This window comes from Brevundimonas sp. MYb52 (genome assembly GCF_002979535.1).
GTDB lineage: Bacteria > Pseudomonadota > Alphaproteobacteria > Caulobacterales > Caulobacteraceae > Brevundimonas.
The window spans coordinates 83,521-104,156 of the sequence record NZ_PCPB01000012.1 but is presented as its reverse complement, the minus strand read 5'-3'; the positions used below and the strand labels follow the sequence as shown (position 1 = coordinate 104,156).

The 20,636-nt window shown below is 66.3% G+C and carries 21 protein-coding genes and 1 tRNA gene; 11 read left to right on the top strand and 11 right to left on the bottom strand.

All coding sequences use genetic code 11. The features are described 5' to 3' along the window. Window positions 1-50 precede the first annotated feature (50 nt). On the top strand, window positions 51-602 hold the full coding sequence (locus tag CQ039_RS13015) for a cytochrome b (RefSeq protein WP_105563487.1): 552 nt from the start codon (window positions 51-53) through the stop codon (window positions 600-602). Continuing rightward, the gene (locus CQ039_RS13010; RefSeq protein ID WP_105563488.1) at window positions 599-1,522 is read left to right on the top strand and encodes an L-threonylcarbamoyladenylate synthase; all 924 of its coding nucleotides are present in this window, start codon (window positions 599-601) and stop codon (window positions 1,520-1,522) included. The genes CQ039_RS13015 and CQ039_RS13010 overlap by 4 nt, the downstream gene beginning before the upstream one ends. Here the strand turns inward: CQ039_RS13010 and CQ039_RS13005 are convergent. The 4 genes from CQ039_RS13005 to CQ039_RS12990 all read right to left on the bottom strand — a co-directional run bounded on the left by CQ039_RS13005 (window position 1,519) and on the right by CQ039_RS12990 (window position 5,715). Then, the gene (locus tag CQ039_RS13005; RefSeq protein WP_105563577.1) at window positions 1,519-2,559 is read right to left on the bottom strand and encodes a patatin-like phospholipase family protein; all 1,041 of its coding nucleotides are present in this window, start codon (window positions 2,557-2,559) and stop codon (window positions 1,519-1,521) included. The genes CQ039_RS13010 and CQ039_RS13005 overlap by 4 nt on opposite strands. A gap of 21 nt (window positions 2,560-2,580) precedes the next feature. Beyond that, window positions 2,581-3,378: a 3-hydroxybutyrate dehydrogenase gene (locus tag CQ039_RS13000; RefSeq protein WP_105563489.1), complete on the bottom strand. Its 798-nt coding sequence runs from the start codon at window positions 3,376-3,378 to the stop codon at window positions 2,581-2,583. Window positions 3,379-3,443: 65 nt separating this feature from the next. Continuing rightward, window positions 3,444-4,217: a peroxide stress protein YaaA gene (gene yaaA, locus CQ039_RS12995; RefSeq protein ID WP_105563490.1), complete on the bottom strand. Its 774-nt coding sequence runs from the start codon at window positions 4,215-4,217 to the stop codon at window positions 3,444-3,446. Window positions 4,218-4,311: 94 nt separating this feature from the next. Next, window positions 4,312-5,715, bottom strand: coding sequence for an FAD-binding oxidoreductase (locus tag CQ039_RS12990; RefSeq protein ID WP_105563491.1), 1,404 nt, complete (start codon window positions 5,713-5,715; stop codon window positions 4,312-4,314). Between the two features lie 77 nt (window positions 5,716-5,792). Between CQ039_RS12990 and CQ039_RS12985 the strand changes: the two genes are divergently transcribed. The 3 genes from CQ039_RS12985 to CQ039_RS12975 are packed head-to-tail and all read left to right on the top strand — an operon-like array spanning window position 5,793 to window position 7,781. Beyond that, a complete protein-coding gene (locus CQ039_RS12985; protein ID WP_105563492.1) occupies window positions 5,793-6,272 on the top strand; it encodes an NUDIX hydrolase in 480 nt (159 codons plus the stop codon). 24 nt (window positions 6,273-6,296) lie between these two features. After that, window positions 6,297-7,319: an SPFH domain-containing protein gene (locus CQ039_RS12980; protein ID WP_105563493.1), complete on the top strand. Its 1,023-nt coding sequence runs from the start codon at window positions 6,297-6,299 to the stop codon at window positions 7,317-7,319. Between the two features lie 3 nt (window positions 7,320-7,322). Beyond that, window positions 7,323-7,781, top strand: a complete 459-nt coding sequence (locus CQ039_RS12975) for an NfeD family protein (RefSeq protein WP_105563494.1) — start codon at window positions 7,323-7,325, stop codon at window positions 7,779-7,781. A 4-nt stretch (window positions 7,782-7,785) separates the two neighbouring features. Here the strand turns inward: CQ039_RS12975 and rnhA are convergent, their stop codons facing one another. Next, complete coding sequence (rnhA, locus tag CQ039_RS12970; RefSeq protein WP_105563495.1) at window positions 7,786-8,238, bottom strand: ribonuclease HI; 453 nt, start codon at window positions 8,236-8,238, stop codon at window positions 7,786-7,788. A gap of 110 nt (window positions 8,239-8,348) precedes the next feature. Between rnhA and CQ039_RS12965 the strand changes: the two genes are divergently transcribed. Genes CQ039_RS12965 through tatC form a run of 3 tightly spaced genes read left to right on the top strand, consistent with a single transcriptional unit; the run spans window position 8,349 to window position 10,044 of the window. Next, window positions 8,349-8,567 carry a twin-arginine translocase TatA/TatE family subunit gene (locus CQ039_RS12965; protein ID WP_105563496.1) on the top strand — a complete coding sequence of 73 codons (219 nt, stop codon included), beginning with the start codon at window positions 8,349-8,351 and terminating at the stop codon, window positions 8,565-8,567. A gap of 26 nt (window positions 8,568-8,593) precedes the next feature. After that, the gene (gene tatB / locus CQ039_RS16980) at window positions 8,594-9,160 is read left to right on the top strand and encodes a Sec-independent protein translocase protein TatB (RefSeq protein WP_105563497.1); all 567 of its coding nucleotides are present in this window, start codon (window positions 8,594-8,596) and stop codon (window positions 9,158-9,160) included. Further along, a complete protein-coding gene (gene tatC / locus CQ039_RS12955) occupies window positions 9,157-10,044 on the top strand; it encodes a twin-arginine translocase subunit TatC (protein WP_105563498.1) in 888 nt (295 codons plus the stop codon). The genes tatB and tatC overlap by 4 nt, the downstream gene beginning before the upstream one ends. A 254-nt stretch (window positions 10,045-10,298) precedes the next feature. Here the strand turns inward: tatC and glnA are convergent, their stop codons facing one another. Together glnA and CQ039_RS12945 are read right to left on the bottom strand one after the other, a co-directional pair. Beyond that, window positions 10,299-11,708: a type I glutamate--ammonia ligase gene (glnA, locus tag CQ039_RS12950; RefSeq protein WP_105563499.1), complete on the bottom strand. Its 1,410-nt coding sequence runs from the start codon at window positions 11,706-11,708 to the stop codon at window positions 10,299-10,301. Window positions 11,709-11,781: 73 nt separating this feature from the next. Continuing rightward, window positions 11,782-12,120: a P-II family nitrogen regulator gene (locus tag CQ039_RS12945; protein WP_105563500.1), complete on the bottom strand. Its 339-nt coding sequence runs from the start codon at window positions 12,118-12,120 to the stop codon at window positions 11,782-11,784. A 120-nt stretch (window positions 12,121-12,240) separates the two neighbouring features. Between CQ039_RS12945 and CQ039_RS12940 the strand changes: the two genes are divergently transcribed. Next, window positions 12,241-13,065 carry an NAD(P)H-hydrate dehydratase gene (locus CQ039_RS12940; RefSeq protein ID WP_105563501.1) on the top strand — a complete coding sequence of 275 codons (825 nt, stop codon included), beginning with the start codon at window positions 12,241-12,243 and terminating at the stop codon, window positions 13,063-13,065. Window positions 13,066-13,072: 7 nt separating this feature from the next. Here the strand turns inward: CQ039_RS12940 and CQ039_RS12935 are convergent. Next, window positions 13,073-13,157, bottom strand: a tRNA-Leu gene (locus CQ039_RS12935). Between the two features lie 156 nt (window positions 13,158-13,313). Next, window positions 13,314-14,972: an amino acid permease gene (locus CQ039_RS12930; protein ID WP_105563502.1), complete on the bottom strand. Its 1,659-nt coding sequence runs from the start codon at window positions 14,970-14,972 to the stop codon at window positions 13,314-13,316. A 155-nt stretch (window positions 14,973-15,127) separates the two neighbouring features. On the opposite strand from CQ039_RS12930, the gene hrpB reads away from it, so the two are divergent. Together hrpB and CQ039_RS12920 are read left to right on the top strand one after the other, a co-directional pair. Further along, window positions 15,128-17,563 carry an ATP-dependent helicase HrpB gene (gene hrpB / locus CQ039_RS12925; protein ID WP_105563503.1) on the top strand — a complete coding sequence of 812 codons (2,436 nt, stop codon included), beginning with the start codon at window positions 15,128-15,130 and terminating at the stop codon, window positions 17,561-17,563. Window positions 17,564-17,627: 64 nt separating this feature from the next. Then, window positions 17,628-18,917: an MFS transporter gene (locus tag CQ039_RS12920; RefSeq protein WP_105563504.1), complete on the top strand. Its 1,290-nt coding sequence runs from the start codon at window positions 17,628-17,630 to the stop codon at window positions 18,915-18,917. A 4-nt stretch (window positions 18,918-18,921) separates the two neighbouring features. Here the strand turns inward: CQ039_RS12920 and CQ039_RS12915 are convergent, their stop codons facing one another. Next, window positions 18,922-19,734: an RNA methyltransferase gene (locus tag CQ039_RS12915; RefSeq protein WP_105563505.1), complete on the bottom strand. Its 813-nt coding sequence runs from the start codon at window positions 19,732-19,734 to the stop codon at window positions 18,922-18,924. Continuing rightward, entirely contained in the window at window positions 19,734-20,630 is an 897-nt protein-coding gene (locus CQ039_RS12910; RefSeq protein WP_105563578.1) for a class I SAM-dependent methyltransferase, read from the bottom strand. The genes CQ039_RS12915 and CQ039_RS12910 overlap by 1 nt, the downstream gene beginning before the upstream one ends. Window positions 20,631-20,636 lie beyond the last annotated feature (6 nt).

Genomic DNA, 20,636 nt, shown 5'->3' with positions numbered 1-20,636 from the left:
CGCGGTTCGCGCCACTCTCTGCATCAGTGCCGTCGCGGAAGGAAAGAGCCTTGGCCGAGCCTCGAAATCGCTATTCCACCGTCTCCTTGATCCTGCATTGGGTCATCGCCTTGGCCGTGGTCGCCCAGGTGGCGCTGATCATGGCCCATGACGCGACCGAGGGGCCGCTGTCGCGCGAGTTCGTGCAGGTTCACAAGGCAGTCGGCCTGACCATCCTGGTCCTGACCCTGGGGCGAATCGGCTGGCGGCTGGCCAATCCGCTGATCGCCCTGTCGGTCGAAATGCCGAAGTGGGAGCGCATCCTCGCGCGGACGACGCAGATTTCCTTTTATGTCGTGCTGCTGGCCATGCCGATGACCGGGTGGCTGGCGTCGTCGGCGGGCGGGCGTGAAATCAACTGGTTCGGTTTGTTCCAGTGGCCCTTGCTGCCGGTCGGCGGCGGGCGCGAGGCGGCGGGTCAGTTCATGGATATGCACGGGATGGTGGCCAAGCTGCTCTATGTGCTGATCGCCCTGCACGTCGTGGGGGCGCTGAAGCATCAGTTCATTAACCGGGACAATGTGCTGCACCGCATGATCCCGATGATCCCGCGTCGGCCATGAAGGGCGACACCCCTGAAATCGCCGCAGAGGCGCTGAAGACCGGGCGGCTGGTCATGCTGCCGACCGAGACCGTCTATGGGCTGGCGGCCGACGCCTCGAACCCGCAGGCGGTGGCGCGTATCTTTGAGGCCAAGGGAAGACCGCGCTTCAACCCCTTGATTGCACACGTCGCCAACGCCTTGGACGCCGAGGCCGTCGCCGTCTTCGACGAGCGGGCGAGGGCATTGGCCGAGGCCTTCTGGCCGGGCCCATTGACCATCGTGGCGCCGGCGCGGGACCGCGAGCGGGTCTGTGATCTGGCCCGCGCCGGTCTGGACAGCGTCGCCGTGCGCGTGCCGGGGCACCCACGCGCGCGGGCGGTCATTGCGGCCTTTGGCGGCGCTGTGGTGGCGCCCTCGGCCAACCGTTCGGGACGGCCCAGTCCGACGACTTTTGACGACGCTCTGGAGGAAACCGGCCATGCGGTCGGCGCCGCCGTGGACGGCGGGCCGTGCGCGGTCGGTGTGGAGAGCACGGTCGTCTCGGTGCTGGACGGGCGGGTAGCCCTGCTGCGTCCCGGCTCGGTAACGCGTGAGGAGATCGAGGCCGTGGTCGGACCGTTGGCGGAAGAAGGCGGGCAGGGGCACCGCTCGCCCGGCCGCCTGGCCCTGCACTACGCTCCCGACGCCCCCGTGCGGATCGAGGCGGAGGCGGCGAAGGATGGCGAAATCCTGTTGGGCTTCGGCCCCGGCGTTGGTGATCCGCGCTGGAGCCTGAGCCCGGCGGGCGACCTGCGCGAGGCGGCGGCCAATCTGTTCCGCCTGCTGCGCGAGGCCGACCGGGCCAAGCCTGCCGGCATCGCGGTGTCGCCTATCCCGCACAAGGGGCTGGGCGAAGCCATCAATGACCGGCTGCGGCGCGCGGCGGGGTTTGTGGGCTAGAGGAAGCGGGCCTTCAGATCAACGCTGGAGGTCTGCCCCACCTGAGGCGCGCAGGTTTCAAGCCACTGTTCCGCCGCCTGACGCCCGCGCGACTTCAGGTCGTTGAGGAAGCTCCATTCCGTGTCGAACTTGGTCGACAGCGACAGGCTGCCCAGCCAGTCATCGACCTCGATGGCGTGCATGCGGACGGCGCGGTGGCGGTCCTCGGTGCGGCTCAGTTTCCCCTCGGCGATCAGGTCCTGGACGAAGGCGACGGCGCGCAGTTCGGCAACGAGAGGCGCGTTGAACAGAATCTCGTTCAGACGGTCCATGATCTCACCCGCCTCGCGCGGGGCCTCGTCACGCACGAAGGGGTTGAGCGGCAGCAGCAGGATGTCGTCGGGCGTGTCGGCGTAGAACAGCGGCCATAGCGCCGGATTGGCCAGATAGCCGCCGTCCCAGTAGGGCTCGCCCTCGATCTCGACCGCCTGGAACAGGTGCGGCAGACAGGCCGAGGCCAGCAGGACGTCGGGGGTGATATCAGGCGTCTTGAATAGGCGCGATCGCCCGGCGCGGACTGCCGTGGTCGAGACGATCAACTGAATGTCGGAGCCTCGCACCGCCTCAAAATCGACGGCGGTCTCTAGCACGCGCTTTAACGGGTTCAGGTTGAAGGGATTGAAGGCGTAGGGGCTCATGGACATGGCCAGGGTCTCGCCTGCCTTCCACATGGGCGTGTCCTTGAGCCAGCCGGGCGTCAGGGTCCTGGACCAGATGGCGCTGTCGCCAAAGACGTTGCGGCCGCCGGACTGATTGACCTCGCGCCACAGTCTGTCGAGCGACATGCGAGCGCCCTCAGCGCCGCCTTGCTCTAGTCCGGTGATCAGGGCCGCCGCATTCATCGCCCCCGCCGAGGCGGCGGTAACGGCGCGAATGTCGAGAATGTCGGCTTCCAGAAGCCGATCCAGCACGCCCCATTGGAATGCGCCGTGCGAGCCGCCGCCTTGTAATGCGAGACAGACAGGATGGCGGTCAGGCTGTGACTTCGACTTGGCCATCATCCGCCCTCGTTCAGATCGCTATTGCGCGGTCCAGCCGCCATCGACCGAATAGTGCGAACCATTGGCCGAGGCCCCGAGGTCGGACACCAGATAGAGGAAGATGCCCGCCAGTTCGTCGGTCGTGACGAAGCGCTTGGTCGGCTGCGAGCCCAGGATGACGTTCTTCATCACGTCCTCGGTCGTCATGCCGCGCGTGCGGGCCTGATCCTCGATCTGCTTGGCGACGATGGGGGTCTCGACGAAGCCGGGGCAGATGGCGTTGCAGGTGATGTTCTGCTGGGCTAGTTCCAGGGCCACGGTCTTGGTGAAGCCGATCACGCCGTGCTTGGCGGCGACATAAGCCGACTTGAAAGGGCTGGCGACCAGGCCGTGGGCCGAGGCAATGTTGACGATGCGGCCGCGTCCCTGGGCCTTCATGATCGGGATCGCCGCCTTGGTGGCGTAGAAGGTCGAGGACAGGTTGATCGAAATGATCTTCTCCCACGCCTCGGCGGGGAAGTTCTCGACGGCCTCGACATGCTGGATGCCGGCGTTGTTGACCAGGATGTCGAGGCGGCCCAGCTCGCGGTGGGCGGTGGCCACCATGTCGGCGATCTGATCCGGCTGAGTCATGTCGGCGGGGTGGTAGAGGACGCGCACGCCCGTCTCGGCCGCCAGATCAGCGCGGGTCTGTTCGATGACGGCGGGATCGCCCAGGCCGTTCAGCACCACGTCGCCGCCGCATTGCGCGACAGCGCGCGCCAGAGCCAGGCCGATGCCCGAGGTCGAGCCTGAGACGACGGCCACCTGGCCCTTAAGATCGTTCATGGCGAACATGCGGAGAGAACCCGTGAAATGGCTATGTTGCAATGCAGCCTAACCGCAGTCTTTCGATCTGGCGATCAGGAATTTCCCTCTCTGATGAATATCCAGTCCGCATCGGTCGAAAGCGCCTTGTCGAAGCGGTAGCCGTCGCGATCGAAGGCCCTGAGATCCTCAGCCTTTTCGATGCGGTTCTCGATGGCGTAGCGGGCCATGGCGCCGCGCGCCTTCTTGGCGAAGAAGGAGATGATGCGGGCCTCGCCGTCCTTGCGCTCCTTGAAGTGGGGCGTGACCAGCGGCAGCTTCAGCGCCTTGGCGTCCACGGCGCCGAAGTATTCCTGGCTGGCCAGGTTGACCAGGGTGCGATCGGCCAGGGGCGCCGCGTCCTCGTTCAGGCGCAGCGAAATGCGCTCGCCCCAGAAGTCATAGAGGTTGGCGCCGCGCTTGGTCTTCAGGCGAATGCCCATCTCCAGGCGATAGGGCTGGATGGCGTCCAGCGGGCGCAACAGGCCGTAGAAACCCGACAGGATACGCAGGTGGTCTTGCGCCCAGGCCAGGTCGGCCGGGGCCAGCGAGCGGGCGTCCAGCCCGTCATAGACGTCGCCGGCGAAGGCAAAGACGGCCTGCAGCGCGCCTTCGGTCGTCTCGTTGTCGAAGGACTGGAAGCGTTCGTAGTTCAGGTCGGCCAGGGCGTCGGAAATCGACATCAGGCGGCGCAGGTCGGCGCGGCTCAGCTTCTTCGTGACCTTGGCCAGCTCCGCCGTCTCGTCGGCGCATCGACGCGGAGTCGCGACGACGTCGAGGGCAGGGGGCGTGAAGTCCAGCCGTTTGGCTGGGGACAGGACGATCAGCAAGGCGACACAGGCTCCGAAACATCGGGAAGCGGGCCTCATAGGCCGCTTCCGTGACGATTTGAACCGTCGGCGGCGTCACATGCGGTCGTGGCGCCTAGAAGAGGACGGCCGGATTCATGATCCGCTGTGGGTCGATGGCCTGACGGATCGCCTGCATTGTGGCGATCTCCAGCGGCGACTTGTAGCGCCGCGCCTCCTCGGTTTTCAGCCGTCCCAGGCCGTGTTCCGCCGAGATGGAGCCGTTGTAGCGGGCGACCACGTCGTGGACGACTTCAGAGCCCGCCATCCAGCGGGCGATGAAGGCGGCAACATCTTCACCGACGCCGGGGATCACGTCATAGTGAAGGTTGCCGTCGCCGACATGGCCGAAGACGGAGACCCGGCAACCCGGATGGAACTTCTCGACCGCGGCCGTAGCCTCGTCGATGAAGTCTGCGATGCGGGACACCGGCACGGACACATCATGCTTCCATCCGCCGCCCTCGGGCTTGAGGCCGGCCGAGTGTTCTTCGCGCAGACGCCAGAAGGCGGCCTTCTGGGCGTCGTTCTGGGCGATGGCGGCATCCGTGATCAGGCCTTCCTCGAAGGCATTGGTCAGCAACCGCTCCATAGCCGAATCAGCGCCGCCGGGCTCGCCCGAGGTCAGTTCGATCAGGACGTACCAGGGCGGGGTCGATTCCAGCGGTTCGCGCGTGTCGGGAATGTTCTTGAGCACCAAGGCCATGCCAAGGCGTTTCATCAGCTCAAAGGCCTCGACCCCGCCGCCGGTCTCGGCCTTGGCGCGGGCCAGCAGGGCGACGGCGGCGTGGTGGCTTTCCAGCCCTACGATGGCCGTGGCGCGGCTGCGCATGATGGGAAACAGCTTCAGCGTCGCCGCCGTGACCACGCCCAGGGTGCCCTCGGCGCCGATGAACAACTGCTTCAGGTCATAGCCGGTGTTGTCCTTGCGCAGCCGTTTCAGACCATTGAAGACCTGACCGTCCGGCATGACCGCCTCGATGCCCAGCACCAGATCGCGCATCATGCCGTAGCGCAGGACCGCCGTGCCGCCGGCATTGGTCGAGATGACGCCGCCGATGGTGGCAGAGCCTTCGGCGGCGAGGCTGAGCGGGAAGAAGCGGTCCTTTTCCTTGGCCAGTTCCTGGGCCTCCAGCAGGGTCACCCCGGCCTCCAGCGTCATGGCGTCGTCCAGCGGCGTCACGTCGCGCACGGTCCGCAGCTTGCGTGTGGACAGCAGAACCTCGCCAAACGGGATCTGGCCGCCGACCAGGCCGGTGCCGCCGCCTTGGGTCACGACGGCGACGCCGTGGCGGGCGCAAATCGCGACGGCCTTGGCCACCTCCTCGGTCGTGCGCGGTTGCAGCAGGATCGGCGTTTCGCCCGTCCAGCGCCCGCGCCATTCGGTCAGCCAGGGCGCCATGTCATCGGCGTCCGTGGTCCAGGCGCCGGGCAGGGCGGCTTTCAACTCTTCGAGGGCGGCGGGCGTGGGGAGGGTCATATCCGCCTTGTGGCAAAAGGCGTGGCGTGGTGGAAGCGCAAAACCCTGCCTCCAGGCGGTCCATTCGCGGAGAAAACATGATTCCGACCCCGGCCGTCGGCGTGGTCTGCCTGAAGGGCGACGAAGTCCTGCTGATCCGGCGCGGCACGCCGCCGCGTCAGGGCGAATGGAGTTTGCCGGGCGGCCGAATCGAGCCGGGCGAACGTCTGGCGGACGCTGCGCTGCGCGAACTGCGTGAGGAAACGGGCGTCGAGGCCGAACTGATCGGCCTGATCGATGTAGTGGACGGCCTGTTTCCCGAAGCCGGGCGGCACTATGTCCTGATCGACTATGCTGCGATCTGGACGGGCGGCGAGCCGCTGGCGGGCGATGATGCGGTCGAGGCCGCTTTCGTGCCGTTTGAGGAGGCGTTGCAGAGGGTCGACTGGTCCGAGACGCGGCGGATCATTCGACAAGGCCGCGACATGGCGGCTGCCCGTGGCGCGGGAAGGGGCGCTGACGGCCTTGTCATCGCCAGCGAACCGGATTCGGTGGCGCGAGGGCTAGGCGACCGTTAAGCTGGCCTCCAACCGGAGGGGCTTATGGATTTCTCGATTATCTTCTTTTTGATGTTCGCGGCCTTCGCGATCATCTTCCTGTTCAGCGTCATCAAGATCGTGCCGCAAGGCCGTGAATTCACGGTGGAACGCTTCGGAAAATACACCAAGACCCTGAAGCCAGGCATCAGCATCCTGACTCCGTTCGTGGAGCGGGTGGGCAAGCGCATGAACATGATGGAACAGGTGCTGGACGTCCCGACCCAGGAGGTCATCACCAAGGACAACGCCATGGTGAAGGTGGACGGCATCGTCTTCATCCAGGTGATGGACGCCGCCCGCGCCGCCTATCGCGTCGATGACCTGCCCTACGCCATCGCCCAGCTCTGCATGACCAACCTGCGGACCGTGGTCGGCTCGATGGAACTGGATGAGGTCCTGTCGCAGCGCGACGCCATCAACACCCGTCTGCTGCACGTCATCGATGCGGCCACCGAGCCGTGGGGCGTCAAGGCCAACCGCATCGAGATCAAGGACCTGACGCCGCCGACCGACATCACCAACGCCATGGCGCGTCAGATGAAGGCGGAGCGTGAGCGTCGCGCCGTCATCACCGAGGCGGACGGCGAGAAGCAGGCCGCCATCGCCCGCGCCGAGGGCGCCAAGCAGGCGGCGATCCTGGAGGCCGAAGGTCGCCGCGAAGCCGCCTTCCGCGACGCCGAGGCTCGCGAGCGTGAAGCCGAGGCCGAGGCCAAGGCGACGGCCATGGTGTCCGAAGCCATCGCGCGCGGCGACGTCAACGCCATCAACTACTTCGTGGCCCAGAAATACGTCGAAGCCTTCGCCGAACTGGCTCGCAATCCCACGGCCAAGACGGTCATCGTACCCGCCGAGATGGGCGGCCTGGTCGGCACCATCGCCGGTCTGGGCGAACTGGTCGGCCTGGCCAAGGAACAGCAGCAGGGCCGCACCGAGACGCGGGCCGTCTCGCGTCCGGCGCCTGCGCCCGCTGCACCGGCTCGTCCCGCACCGCGTCGCCCCGGCGGCGCCGTTCCGACCACGGAGTAGGGCATGGACTGGATTTTGAATCTTTATGCCGCTCAGCCCTTCTGGCTGTGGTTGGCGGTGGGCGTGGTCCTGTTGGCCATCGAGGCGGCGGCCTCGACCGAGTGGCTGTTGTGGCCGGCCGTTTCCGCCGGACTGACAGCCCTGATCGCGGCGCTGGCGCCCAATCTGGGCCTGCCGGTCGAGATCGGAATATTCGCCGCCTTGACCGTGGCCTCGACGGTCCTTTCGCGCCGTCTGATCAAGCGGGTGAACCCTGCCGATGAACCCGACATCAACGACCGCGACCTGCGGCTGGTAGGCGAGCGGGCGCGGGTAGTCGAGGCCTTCGTGGACGGTCGCGGCCGGGTCTTCGTCTCGGGCGCCGAATGGCCCGCCGAGATCGAGGGCGCGGGGCCTCTGGCCGGCGAAAGCGTGGTGATTGAATCGGTCGACGGACCGCGCCTGCGGGTGCGCCCGGTCTGACGCTTTAGCGGCGTCGCATCTCTTCGACGCCGCGATTCGCCAGGGCGTCGGCCCGTTCGTTCAGGACGTGGCCGGCGTGACCCTTGACCCAGTGCCATTTGACCTCGTGACGGCTGCGAGCTTCGTCCAGGCGTCGCCAGAGGTCGTCGTTCTTGACCGGCTTCTTGTCGGCGGTCTTCCAGCCGCGAGCTTTCCAGCCGCGAATCCATTCGGTGATGCCCTGCATGACGTATTTGCTGTCGGTATGCAGATCGACACGGCAAGGCCGCTTCAGGGCCTCCAGCGCAGCGATGGCGGCCATCAGCTCCATGCGGTTGTTGGTGGTGTTGGGCTCGCCGCCCCACAACTCCTTCTCGTGACCGCCGCCGGTCTGCAGGATCGCGCCCCAGCCGCCAGGGCCGGGATTGCCCTTGCAGGCGCCGTCGGTATGGATGATGACGTGATCAACGAGACTCATGGTCGGGTCCCTACAGCGTCCCTTGGCGCGCCGCCATCAGTCAGCCTATATGACGCACAACAATCAGTCGGACAGGACCGCGTTCGTGGTCCTTTTGAGGAGGTAACGCCATGGGCTCCATGAGCATCTGGCACTGGGCCATCGTCATCGTTGTCGTCGCCCTGCTGTTCGGCGGTCGCGGCAAGCTGTCCGGCATCATGGGCGACGCCGCGAAGGGCATTCGCGCCTTTAAGGACGGCCTGAGGGACGACACGGATTCCAAGGGGCCGAAGGATGGCGTCAGCTCGCTGCCGCGCACCGAGGCCGAAAAAGAAGACCTGAACCGCTGATCGCCTTCGCGGAAAGACGCTGAATCATGGGTGGTCTTGGCCCCGGAATCGGCGGGTTCGAAATCCTTGTCATCGGCCTGGTGGCCCTGCTTGTCGTAGGGCCCAAGGATTTGCCGATGCTGATGCGCAAGGTCGGTCAGTTCGTCGCCAAGGCGCGCGGCATGGCCAACGAATTCCGCGCGAGCTTCGACGAAATGGCTCGCCAGTCCGAGCTGGACGACCTGCGCAAGGAGGTCGAGGCGCTGAGGACTGGGCAGGGCATGCATCCGCTCGGCGCAGACGCCGAAGCGGCCTTCAAGGATATTCGCAAGGACCTGGAAGCCCCGCTAGACGCCCCGGCTCTGGCTGCGCCTGCTCTGGCGACGCCGGTCGCCACGGGCGTGGACGAATGGCCGGACGAGTTCCAGACCGCTGCCGAGCCGATTGCAGAGACCGTCGTCGCTGAACCCAAGATCAAGGCGGCTGCGAAGCCGAAGGTGGCACGCTCTTCGGCCAAGACCGCTGCCAAGCCGACCACGAAAACCACCAAGGCCGTCGCAGAAACAGAAGCGCCCAAACCCAAGTCCGTGCGTAAGAAGAAGGTCGATCAATGACGTCGCTCGACCGGGATGAGGCTGATATCGAGGCCTCACGCGCGCCCCTGATGGATCACCTGATCGAGCTGCGTGGACGGCTGCTGATCTGCGTTGTGGCCTTCATTGTCGCCTTCATCGGCTGCTTCGCCTTCTCCGAGAAACTCTATCTCTTCCTGGTCCAGCCCTATGTGGTGTCGGCGGCCTTCCATCAGACGGTGGGGGCGCATGGCCATGTCTCGCCGTTCGACCTGATCCTGGGCACGGCGCGCCTGATCCCGGTGCCGGACGTGGACCATCAGAGCGTCAAGCTGATCTACACGGCGCCGCTGGAAATCCTCTTCACCAAGATGAAGCTGGCCGGTCTCGGCGCCGTCATCGTGGCCTTCCCGGTTCTGGCCTGGCAGCTGTATCGCTTCGTCGCGCCGGGCCTTTACCGGAACGAGAAAGGCGCCTTCCTGCCCTTCCTGATCGCGGCGCCGGTGCTGTTCCTGCTGGGCGCGGCGCTGGTCTATTTCGTCATGCTGCCCTTCGTCATGTGGTTCTCGCTGAGCCAGCAGATCATAGGCGACGGCGTGGCCGCCGAGTTGCTGCCCAAGGTGTCGGACTATCTGAACCTGGTGACCGCGCTGATCCTGGCCTTCGGCCTGTGCTTCCAGTTGCCGGTCGTGATGACCCTGTTGGGACTGGCCGGGCTGATCAGTTCCAGCGTCATGGCCAAGGGCCGCCGCTACGCCATCGTCGCCGTGGTCGTGGTCGCCGCCGTGGTGACGCCGCCGGACCCCATCAGCCAACTGATGCTCGCCGTGCCGATGGTGCTGCTCTACGAAGTCTCGATCTGGTGCGTTCGCATCATCGAACTACGCCGCAAGAAGGCGGATGCAGACGAGGGTCTAGCCGCCTGAAGGCCGCCTAGAAGATGCTGATTTGAGCGGGCGCGGCCTAACGGTTCGCGCCCGTTTTCTTTGCTGATAGGTCCTTCATGAACAACCGTGACTAAGGGACCTTCGTGGCCTGGCCTGGTGAAGGGGCCAACAGTTCTTGGACTGAGGATCAGCAGGGTCTTTCTGACGGCTTCTTCACCACCTCCGCAGCGACGAAATGAAAAAGGCGCCGGACGTTTCCGTCCGGCGCCTTGATCGTCAGACTGATCCGGGGATCAGCAGCTATAGTACATGTCGAACTCGACCGGGTGCGGGTGCAGTTGCAGGCGGGCGACTTCTTCGGACTTCAGCGCGATGTAGCTGTCGATGAAGTCGTCATCCATGACGCCGCCCTTCTTGAGGAAGGCGCGATCGGCGTCGAGGGCTTCCAGAGCTTCCTTCAGCGAGCCGGCGACCTCGGGGATCGAGCCGCGCTCTTCCGGCGGCAGGTCGTAGAGGTTCTTGTCGGCGGCCGCGCCCGGATCGATGCGGTTCTCGATGCCGTCCAGGCCCGCCATCAGCAGGGCGACGAAGGTCAGGTAGGGGTTGCCCATGGGGTCGGGGAAGCGGGCTTCCAGGCGCTTGGCCTTGGGCGACGAGACGTGCGGGATGCGGATCGAGGCCGAACGGTTGCTGGCCGAGTAGGCCAGCTTCACCGGGGCTTCATAGCCGGGCACCAGGCGCTTGTAGGAGTTGGTGGTCGAGTTGGCGAAGGCGTTGATGGCCTTGGCGTGCTTGATGATGCCGCCGATGTACCACAGGCATTCCTGCGACAGGCCGGCGTACTTGTCGCCGGCGAACTGGGGCTTGCCGTCCTTCCAGATCGACATGTGGACGTGCATGCCCGAGCCGTTGTCGGCGAACATGGGCTTGGCCATGAAGGTCGCCGACTTGCCGTAGGCCGCGGCCACGTTGTGGATGACGTATTTGTAGAGCTGCAGACGGTCGGCCATGGTCAGCAGGTCGCTGAACTTCAGGCCCAGTTCGTGCTGCGCCGGGGCGACCTCGTGGTGATGCTTCTCCGGGTCCATGCCCAGGTCCTTCATCACGCCCAGCATCTCGCCGCGCAGGTCCTGGGCGGAGTCGACCGGGTTGACGGGGAAGTAGCCGCCCTTGTGACCCGGACGGTGGCCCAGGTTGCCCTCGGCGTATTCAGCGCCGGTGTTGGACGGCAGTTCGATCGAGTCGAAGCTGTAGCCGGTGTTGTGCGGGGCGGTGTTCCAGCGCACGTCGTCGAAGATGAAGAACTCGGCTTCCGGGCCGAAATAGACCACATCGCCCACGCCCGAGGACTGGACATAGGCCAGGGCCTTCTTGGCCATCGAGCGGCTGTCGCGGTTGTAGGGCTCGCCGGTGTCGGGGCTGAGGACGTCGCAGAACAGGAACAGCGTGGTCTGCTGATAGAAGGGGTCGATATAGGCGCGCGTCAGGTCCGGCTTCAGCAGCATGTCGGACTCGTTGATGGCCTTCCAGCCCGCGATCGACGAGCCGTCGAACATGGTGCCTTCTTCCAGGAACTCCTCGTCGACCATGTCGATGTCGAAGGTCACGTGCTGCAGGCGGCCGCGCGTATCGGTGAAGCGGATGTCGACGTACTGGACGTCTTTTTCCTTGATCTCTTGAAGGATCTTTTGGGCGGCGCTCATTCTCGAAGTCCTGTCAGTTCGGGGAGGAGAAACGAAAAGCGGCCGCCCTTGCGGGACGGCCGTGGTGGTGGGGTCAGATAGCCTGGGCGCCGGTTTCGCCGGTGCGGATGCGGATGACGTCTTCCAAGGCGGAGACGAAGATCTTTCCGTCGCCGATCTTGCCGGTGCGGGCTGCGGTCTGAATGGCGTCGACCACGGCGGGGGCCAGATCATCGGCCACGACGACCTCGATCTTGATCTTGGGCAGGAAGTCGATGACGTACTCGGCGCCCCGATAAAGCTCGGAATGACCCTTCTGGCGACCGTATCCCTTGGCCTCCAGCACAGTCATGCCCTGCACTCCGATATCCTGGAGAGCGTCCTTCACTTCATCCAGCTTGAACGGCTTGATGACGGCTTCAATCTTCTTCATGGCGAGTCCCGAGCCGGCTCCCTTGGTTGGTCCGACGCTCGGGGGGTAAAGGGACATTGCATTGCACAATAAGGCAAGCAATTTTCGTGCGTAGAGGCCATCCGTGAACGGAATTCGATCATGAACCCGATCAACGACCCCATGACATGGCAAAGCCGGCTGCCCTGGCCCGAAGCAGAGGCCCACAAGCACGCTAGAGGACGGCTCGGCGTGGTGTCGGGCGGCGCGCTGTCGACGGGCGCGGCAAGGCTGGCGGCGCGGGCGGGTCTGAGAATCGGGGCGGGGCTGGTGAAGGTGTTCTGCCCGCCAGATGCGGCGTCCGTTCTGGCGCCGACGCTGGAAGCGGTAATGCTGGCCAGCTTCGCCACAGCCGATCAGTTGGCGGCGCTGGCCCAACCGATGGACGCAGTGGTGATCGGACCTGCAGCAGGCCTCACAGAGGCAACGGGAGGCAATGTGGCGGCGTTGGCTCGGACGGGGGCGGCCCTGGTGATCGACGCCGACGCTCTGACCCTGTTCCGCGACCGACCGGGCGACCTGTTCGCCTGTCTGGACCGCGACGACGTATTGACGCCGCACGAGGGCGAGTTCGAGCGCCTGTTTCCCGGCCTGCTGGCCAAGGGGCGGGAGGCGGCGGCGGCGGAGGCTGCCGGGCGTGCGGGGGCCGTGGTGGTGCTGAAGGGCGGCGCCACTGTCATCGCCGCGCCGGACGGGCGCTGTGTCGTCAACGGCAACGGATCCCCTTGGCTGGCGACGGCCGGCAGCGGCGATGTTCTGGCGGGGATGATCGGCGGCCTGCTGGCCCAGCACATGGACAGCTTCGACGCGGCCTGCGCGGCGGTGTGGATGCATGCGGACGCGGCAAAGCGGTTCGGGCCGGGGCTGATCGCGGAGGATTTGCCGGATCTGATCCCAGCGGTCCTGGCCGGGCTCTATCCCGGCTGAGGACCTGTGGTGCGGATGAGAGGACTCGAACCTCCACGCCTCTCGGCGCCAGAACCTAAATCTGGTGCGTCTACCAGTTCCGCCACATCCGCATAGGTAGGCGGATGCCTGTAAGCGAGAGTGCGGGATTGGGCAATCAGCCATTGATCCCGCCATGAAAAAAGGCCCCGGATTGCTCCGGGGCCTTTCTCTTTTTTTGTGGTCTGTCGCAGCTTGCGCGGCTTGAGACCGTGAGACTGATCCGAGGATCAGTCCTTCTTGTTGTCGACGCCGTGGCCGAGAGCCTCCACGGCCGTTTCCAGCGTGGTGTCCTCGGTGATGTCGATGCCCTTGGCCAGCTTCGAGTGAGCGAAGCCGTAGAGGCCGTAGATCAGGGCGCCGACGACCGCGTAGATGCCCAGGATGGTCAGGGGCAGCGGGTTGTCGTTCAGGGCGTGCTGAACCATCGGGATGAAGTTGAACGAGGCCAGCGCCAGGCAGGCCAGGATGCCCAGGACCGCGGTGACGATGCCGCCGGGGACCTTGAACGGACGCTCCATCTCAGGGTGCTTGATACGCAGCACGATGACCGAGAGGCAGACGATGGCGAAGGCCGTCGCCGTGCCCAACGACACGAGGTCGCCCAGAATCGAGATCGGCAGGAAGGAGGCCGCGATCGCGATCACGATGCCCAGCAGGATGGTGCCGATCCACGGAGTGCGGAACTTGGGGTGGATGGTGGCGAACACCTTCGGCAGCAGGCCGTCGCGGGCCATGGTGTAGAAGATGCGCGTCTGGCCATAGCAGAGCACCAGCATGACCGAGGACAGGCCGGTGACAGCGCCGATCTTGATCAGGAAGGCGATCAGGTTGAGCTGACCGCTGGGCGCGGCGGCCAGCGGCACATTGGCCCATTCCAGACCCATGCGGTCGATGGCCACGGCGATCGGAGCCGGCGAAGCCAGTTCCAGATAGGGAACCACGCCGGTCATGACGGCGGCCACGGCCATGTAGATCAGGGTGCAGACGAACAGGGCGCCCAGGATGCCGACCGGCACGTCCTTGGACGGGTTCTTGGCTTCGGCGGCGGCGGTCGAGACGGCCTCGAAGCCGACGTAGGCGAAGAAGATGATCGACGCGCCGCGGAAGATGCCGCCGACGCCGAACTGGTCCCAGCTATCGCCCTGGGCCGGAATGAAGGGCTGCCAGTTGGCCGGGTTGATATATTGAATGCCGACCGCGATGAACGTCAGCAGGACGATGATCTTGATGACGACGATGGCGTTGTTGATGTTGGCCGATTCCGACACGCCGAGCACCAGCAGACCGCAGACTGCGGCGATGCCGACGGCAGCGACCAGGTTGAAGGTGCCGGTCATCGGGAAGCCCGCGTCAGGGCCGCTGGCGATGTACTGGATCAGGGGGGTCGCCCACTGAGGCCCTTCGCCGCCGGCGAAACTTATTGTGGGGAATAGACTGGCGCTTAGGCCGAAGTCATTGAGGATCGACACGACATAGCCGGACCAGCCGACCGCCACGGTAGAGGCCGCGACGCCGTATTCCAGCACCAGCAGCCAGCCCATGATCCAGGCGAAGACCTCGCCCAGGGTGCCATAGGCATAGGTGTAGGCTGACCCCGAAACGGGCATGGTCGAGGCCAGTTCCGCATAGCAGAGGCCCGCCAGACCGCAGGCGATGCCGGCGATCACAAAGGAGAACATGATGGCCGGACCAGCGTGCGCCGAGGCCACCTGACCCGTCAGAACAAAGATGCCGGCGCCGATGATGGCGCCGATGCCCAGGCTCATCAGATTCATCGGGCCCAAGGTCCGTTTCAGCTCGCTCTTGGCGGCTTCTTTCTGGATCTGAGCGATGGATTTTTTAAGGAATAGCCGGTTGCCGGCTGGCTTTACGCCGTCTGCGGACATGAAGTCGCGCCCCCAATTACGCAACGACCCCTCCCGGGTCGTCTTCTTGGGGGCGGACGCTAACCATCCGAAGGGCCGCGCGCAACGCGGTTTCGGTTGGATGAAGCGATGACGACGCTTTCGTGACCGGGGCTGTTGCGGCTAGAGCCGATGTGATGCTGCCGATTCACGCCGTACTGGAGCCGCTGAAAGCGGCGCTGAGCGCGACCAATGCGGTCGTTCTGGCCGCCCCGCCGGGGGCGGGCAAGACCACGGTCGTGCCTCTGGCCCTGCTGGATCAGTCCTGGCTGGGCGATCAAAAAGTGCTGGTGCTGGAGCCCCGTCGGCTGGCCGCGCGGGCGGCGGCGGACCGGATGGCGACGAGCCTGGGCCAGAAGGCGGGCGGCGCCGTCGGCTATCGCACCCGTCTGCAAAGTCGCATCGGCCCGGACACGCGCATCGAAGTCATTACCGAGGGCGTCTTCACGCGGATGATTCTCGACGATCCGGCGCTGGAGGGCGTAGGCGCGGTCCTGTTCGACGAATTCCACGAACGCAGCCTGGACGCAGACCTGGGTCTGGCCCTGGCGCGCGAAAGTCAGTCGGTGCTGCGCGACGATCTGCGGCTGCTGGTCATGTCGGCGACGCTGGATATTGCGGGGGTGTCCCGCCTTCTGGACGGCGCGCCGGTGATCGAGGCCGAGGGGCGGATGTTCCCGGTCGAGACCCTCTATCTGGGCCGCAACATCGCCGAGCGATTCGAGGACGCCGTGGCGCGGGCGGTCATGCAGGCCCTGGGCGAGCAGACGGGATCGATGCTGGTCTTCCTGCCGGGGCAGGGTGAGATCCATCGCACGGTCCAGCGGTTGAACGAACGCCTGCGCGACCCGAGCGTGGATGTCGTCGCCCTCTATGGGGCGCTGGACAAGGGCGAGCAGGACCGGGCGATCGAACCGGCGCCGCCGGGACGACGCAAGGTGGTGCTGGCGACCTCGGTGGCGGAAACCAGCCTGACCATCGAGGGCGTGCGGGTGGTGATCGACGGAGGCCTGTCGCGCGTGCCGCGATTCGAGCCGTCCAGCGGCCTGACGCGCCTGGCGACGGTCAAGGTCAGTCGCTCGTCGGCGGAACAGAGGCGAGGCCGGGCCGGGCGCGTCGAGCCGGGCGTCTGCTATCGCCTGTGGGACGAGGAACAGACGCGGGGTCTGGTCCCGCACCAACGGCCGGAGATTCAGGAAGCCGACCTGACCGCCTTTGCGCTCGATCTGGCGCGCTGGGGCGCCAAGTCGGTCGAGGGGCTGGCCCTGCTGGACCCGCCGCCCGCCGGAGCCTTGGCTGAGGCGAGGAAGGTGCTGACCCGGCTAGGCGCGCTGGACGCCAGGGGGGATCTGACGGCGCACGGGCGGCGACTGACCCGGATACCCCTGCCGCCGCGACTGGCGCACATGGTGGCGGTGGCCTCAGATCAGGACGACGCGCTGACTGGCGCGAAGATCACGGCGGTGTTGAGTGAGCCGGGGCTGGGCGGGAACGCCGTCGACCTACACGACCGTTTGAAGGGGCTGGAGCGGGACCGTTCACCAAGGGCGCGTGACGCGATGAAGCTGGCCGAGCGCTGGGCGCGGGCGGCGGGCGGAGGAAGCGGCGGCGAGGCTGACGCGGGCCTGCTGCTGGCCGAGGCCTTCCCTGAACGGATCGCGCGGGCGCGGGGCAAACCGGGCGAGGTGCTGCTGGCCTCCGGGCGCGGGGCCTTCCTTGATCCCACCGAACACATGGCGCGCGAGCCCTGGTTGGCGGTGGCGGAACTAGGCGGCGGCGACGCGCGCGACCGCATCCGGCTGGCGGCGGCGCTGGACGCGACGACGCTGGAGGCAGACCTGGCGCACCGGATCGAGGTCGAGGACCGGCTGGCGCGCGAACCTTCGGGCAAGCCGGTGATCCGCCGTATCCGCCGGATCGGCGCCCTGGTGCTGGATGAAAAGGTTGTCGGAGCCCCGGATCGGGCGACCATGACGGCGGCGCTGAAATCAGAAGTCGAGGCGGGCGGGCTGAAGGCCCTGAACTGGGGCGAACAGGTGTCGGCGTTACGGGGGCGGCTGGCCTTCCTGCATGGGCTGGACGCGATGTGGCCGGATGTGTCGGATGAAGGGCTGCTGGCCCTGCGCGAGGATTGGTTGTGGCCGCTGCTGGACGGGGCGCGGTCGCTGGGCGACATCGGCGACGGCAAGCTGGCCGAGGCCCTGCGCGGACTGATTCCGTGGGACCTGCAGCGCAAACTCGACGACCTGGCTCCGCCACGCCTGACCACGCCTCTGGGCAGCGCCAGTATCGACTACGCCGCCGAGGGCGGGCCACGCGTCGACATCCGGGTGCAGGAGCTGTTCGGGGTGAAGACCCATCCGATGGTCGGCGGCGGGCGGGTTCCGTTGACGCTCAGTCTGTTGTCGCCCGCGCGACGGCCGGTGCAGGTGACGAAGGACCTGCCGGGCTTCTGGACCGGATCATGGGCGGCGGTGCGTAGCGAGATGCGCGGTCGCTATCCGCGCCATCCCTGGCCGGAAGACCCCGCCAACGCCACAGCCACCAGCCGAGCCAAGCCGCGCGGAACCTGAGGCCTGAGCTTGACGCCGGGCGGCGGCGCACCGCAATGACCGTGCAGCAATGCAAGGATTTCGCGTGGCCGACGCTACACTCTCACCGCCTGTCGCCTCCAAGCGGAGAATTCTGTTCGCCAGCCTGATCGGCACGACGATCGAGTTCTTTGACTTCTACATCTACGCCACGGCGGCGGTGCTGGTGTTTCCGGCCCTGTTCTTCCCCGGCGAGGACGCGACGACAGCCATGCTGTCGTCTTTCGCCACCTTCTCCATCGCCTTCTTCGCGCGGCCGGTCGGCGCCGTCGTCTTTGGCCACTTCGGCGACAAGGTGGGGCGCAAGGCGACGCTGGTGGCGGCCCTGATGACCATGGGGCTGTCGACGGTGGCGATCGGCCTGCTGCCGACCTGGCACTCCGTGGGCGTGATCGCGCCGCTGTTGTTGGCCTTATGCCGGTTCGGGCAGGGCCTGGGTCTGGGCGGCGAGTGGGGCGGGGCGGTGTTGCTGGCGACCGAGAACGCGCCGCCGGGCAAGAAGGCCTGGTTCGGCATGTTCCCGCAGTTGGGGGCGCCGATAGGCTTCATCCTGTCGACCCTGAGCTTCATCATCCTGACGGCGACGCTGTCCAATGAGCAGTTCCTGACCTGGGGCTGGCGCATTCCCTTCATCGCCAGCTCGCTGCTGGTCTTCGTCGGCCTGTGGGTGCGGCTGCGCATCACCGAGACGCCCGAGTTCAAGAAGGCCATCGACAAGGCCGAGCGCGTCGAGACGCCGATCCTGACCCTGTTGGCGCGGCACAAGTTCGCCCTGCTGACGGGGACGCTGGCGGGGATGGCGACCTTTGTCCTCTTCTACCTGATGACCGTTTTCGCCCTGGGCTGGGGAACCACGGCGATGGGTTACACGCGCGAGCAGTTCTTGCCGATCCAACTTCTGGGGGTCTGCTTCTTCGGCCTGTTCATCCCGTTGTCGGCGCTGGCGGCGGATCGTTGGGGGCAGGGGCGGACGCTGCTGGTCACGTCCATCGCCATCGCCCTGTTCGGACTGGTGCTGGCCCCGCTGTTCGGCAGCGGCGGGCTGATCGGCGTGGTGGCCTTCTTCGTCATCGGCTTCAGCCTGATGGGCTGCACCTATGGTCCGCTGGGTGCAGCGCTGGCGCGGCCCTTTCCGACGGCGGTGCGCTACACCGGGGCGTCGATGACCTTCAATCTGGCGGGTATTCTGGGGGCGTCGTTGGCGCCCTTCGCGGCGACCTGGCTGGCCGGGCATTACGGCTTGCAAGCCGTGGGCGCCTATCTGGCCGTCGCCGCCCTCCTGACCATCCTGGCCCTGCTGGGCATGAACCGGATCAAGACGGACGGCGAGGCGTAGGGCTTTAGAGGTCTGTGCCGTAGGCCGCGTCGGTCACGGCATAGACCATGATGCCGGTGGCGATGGCCAGGTTCAGGCTGTCGGCCCGGCCGCGCATGGGGATCTTGACGTTCAGATCGCAGGCGGCGGCCAGTTCGTCGGTCAGGCCGGCCTGTTCATTGCCCATCAGGATCAGTGCGGGATGGCGCACAGGGCTGTCGCGATAGCCGTGGGTGGCGTCTAGACGGGTGCCGATGACGCTGCCCGGCCACCTGGCGCGCCAGGCCAGGAAGTCTTCCTTGGACGCCTTGCTGATAGTCACGGCGAAGACCGAGCCCATGGTGGCGCGCACGGCCTCGACCGAGAAGGGATCGACGCAGTCGCCGATCAGGATGACGCCGCCGCAGCCGGCGGAATCCGCCGTGCGGATGATGGTGCCCAGGTTGCCCGGATCGCGCACCTGCTCCAGCGCCACCCAGCAGGGCTTGGCGTCGGGCTGGATGGCGTCCAGCGGGGTATAGACCTGCTCGAACACGCCCAACACGGTCTGCGGATTGTCGCGACGGCTGATCTTTTCGAGGATGGCGTGGGTGACGACGATGATCTGGCCGCCGGCCTTGATCGTTTCCGCCTTGGCGCGGTCGAGCAGCGGATGAGGCCGGGCCTCTTCGCCGACCAGCAGCATGACCGGGGCGCGGTCCTGATCCAGGGCTTCGCCGATGAACTTCAGACCCTCGGCCAGGAAGCGGCCCGTCAGATCGCGTTCCTTGCGCATGTGCAGGGCGCGGACCGACTTGATGGTGTCGTTGGTCAGGGAGGTGATGACGCGCTCGTACATCAGGCGCTCCAGCGGGCGAAGAAGGACAAGCCGATGGCGCGGGCGTCCTTGCCGTCCTCGGACAGGGCCAATTCGCCCCAGTCGATGCGCCCGCCGCGATCATGCGTCGCCTCGGCCATCATGTGGGCCAGCGACAGGCCGGAGATGCGCGCCGCATAGGCGTTGAGCAGCAGGAAGGAGGCGTCGTCGGACAATAGGGAGGCGCAGTCCTTCAGCAACTCAGGCATGTCCTCGAACAGGCGCCAGACCTCGCCATTGGCGCCGCGGCCGTATTTCGGCGGGTCCAGAATGATGCCGTCATACTTGCTGCCACGGCGGACTTCGCGGGCGACGAACTTGCGGGCGTCCTCGACCAGCCAGCGGATCGGCCGGTCGGCCAGGCCGGACAGTTCGGCGTTCTCACGGGCGTAGGCGACGGACTTCTTGGAGGCGTCGACGTGGGTCACGTGCGCGCCCGCCGCCGAAGCAGCCAGGCTGGCCACGCCGGTATAGCCAAACAGGTTCAGGACCTTGGGTTGGTTCAGGGTGCGAATACGGGCGTCCAGCCATTCCCAGTTGGCCGCCTGTTCAGGGAAGAAGGCCAGGTGCCGAAACGGGGTGAAACGCCCCATGAAGCGCACGTCGCGCCACTGCAACGGGAAGGCGTCGATCGGCCCATGCTGGTCGAAGCGCCAGCGACCGGAATCCTCTTCCTCCTGCTGCGGGTCGAACATGGCGTTGGCGCGCTCAAAGGCGTTTTCATCGTGCGCTTTCCAGAAGCACTGCGGTTCGGGCCGGACCACGGTGTAGCGACCGTAGCGCTCCAGCTTGCGGCCATCGCCGCTGTCCAGCAGGGCGTAGTCGGACCAGCCTCGCGTGACGAGGGTTTCGGGAGCGGGAGAGAGAACCGGAGCCATCCGGCG

Bases quoted from the DNA above. Each gene is read 5' to 3' on its own strand.
- CQ039_RS13010 (WP_105563488.1), top strand. From the start codon at position 599: ATGAAGGGCGACACCCCTGAAATCGCCGCAGAGGCGCTGAAGACCGGG.
- CQ039_RS13005 (WP_105563577.1), bottom strand. From the start codon at position 2,559: ATGGCCAAGTCGAAGTCACAGCCTGACCGCCATCCTGTCTGTCTCGCA.
- CQ039_RS13000 (WP_105563489.1), bottom strand. From the start codon at position 3,378: ATGTTCGCCATGAACGATCTTAAGGGCCAGGTGGCCGTCGTCTCAGGC.
- CQ039_RS12990 (WP_105563491.1), bottom strand. From the start codon at position 5,715: ATGACCCTCCCCACGCCCGCCGCCCTCGAAGAGTTGAAAGCCGCCCTG.
- CQ039_RS12985 (WP_105563492.1), top strand. From the start codon at position 5,793: ATGATTCCGACCCCGGCCGTCGGCGTGGTCTGCCTGAAGGGCGACGAA.
- CQ039_RS12980 (WP_105563493.1), top strand. From the start codon at position 6,297: ATGGATTTCTCGATTATCTTCTTTTTGATGTTCGCGGCCTTCGCGATC.
- CQ039_RS12975 (WP_105563494.1), top strand. From the start codon at position 7,323: ATGGACTGGATTTTGAATCTTTATGCCGCTCAGCCCTTCTGGCTGTGG.
- rnhA (WP_105563495.1), bottom strand. From the start codon at position 8,238: ATGAGTCTCGTTGATCACGTCATCATCCATACCGACGGCGCCTGCAAG.
- CQ039_RS12965 (WP_105563496.1), top strand. From the start codon at position 8,349: ATGGGCTCCATGAGCATCTGGCACTGGGCCATCGTCATCGTTGTCGTC.
- tatB (WP_105563497.1), top strand. From the start codon at position 8,594: ATGGGTGGTCTTGGCCCCGGAATCGGCGGGTTCGAAATCCTTGTCATC.
- tatC (WP_105563498.1), top strand. From the start codon at position 9,157: ATGACGTCGCTCGACCGGGATGAGGCTGATATCGAGGCCTCACGCGCG.
- glnA (WP_105563499.1), bottom strand. From the start codon at position 11,708: ATGAGCGCCGCCCAAAAGATCCTTCAAGAGATCAAGGAAAAAGACGTC.
- CQ039_RS12945 (WP_105563500.1), bottom strand. From the start codon at position 12,120: ATGAAGAAGATTGAAGCCGTCATCAAGCCGTTCAAGCTGGATGAAGTG.
- CQ039_RS12940 (WP_105563501.1), top strand. From the start codon at position 12,241: ATGAACCCGATCAACGACCCCATGACATGGCAAAGCCGGCTGCCCTGG.
- CQ039_RS12930 (WP_105563502.1), bottom strand. From the start codon at position 14,972: ATGTCCGCAGACGGCGTAAAGCCAGCCGGCAACCGGCTATTCCTTAAA.
- hrpB (WP_105563503.1), top strand. From the start codon at position 15,128: ATGCTGCCGATTCACGCCGTACTGGAGCCGCTGAAAGCGGCGCTGAGC.
- CQ039_RS12915 (WP_105563505.1), bottom strand. From the start codon at position 19,734: ATGTACGAGCGCGTCATCACCTCCCTGACCAACGACACCATCAAGTCG.
- CQ039_RS12910 (WP_105563578.1), bottom strand. From the start codon at position 20,630: ATGGCTCCGGTTCTCTCTCCCGCTCCCGAAACCCTCGTCACGCGAGGC.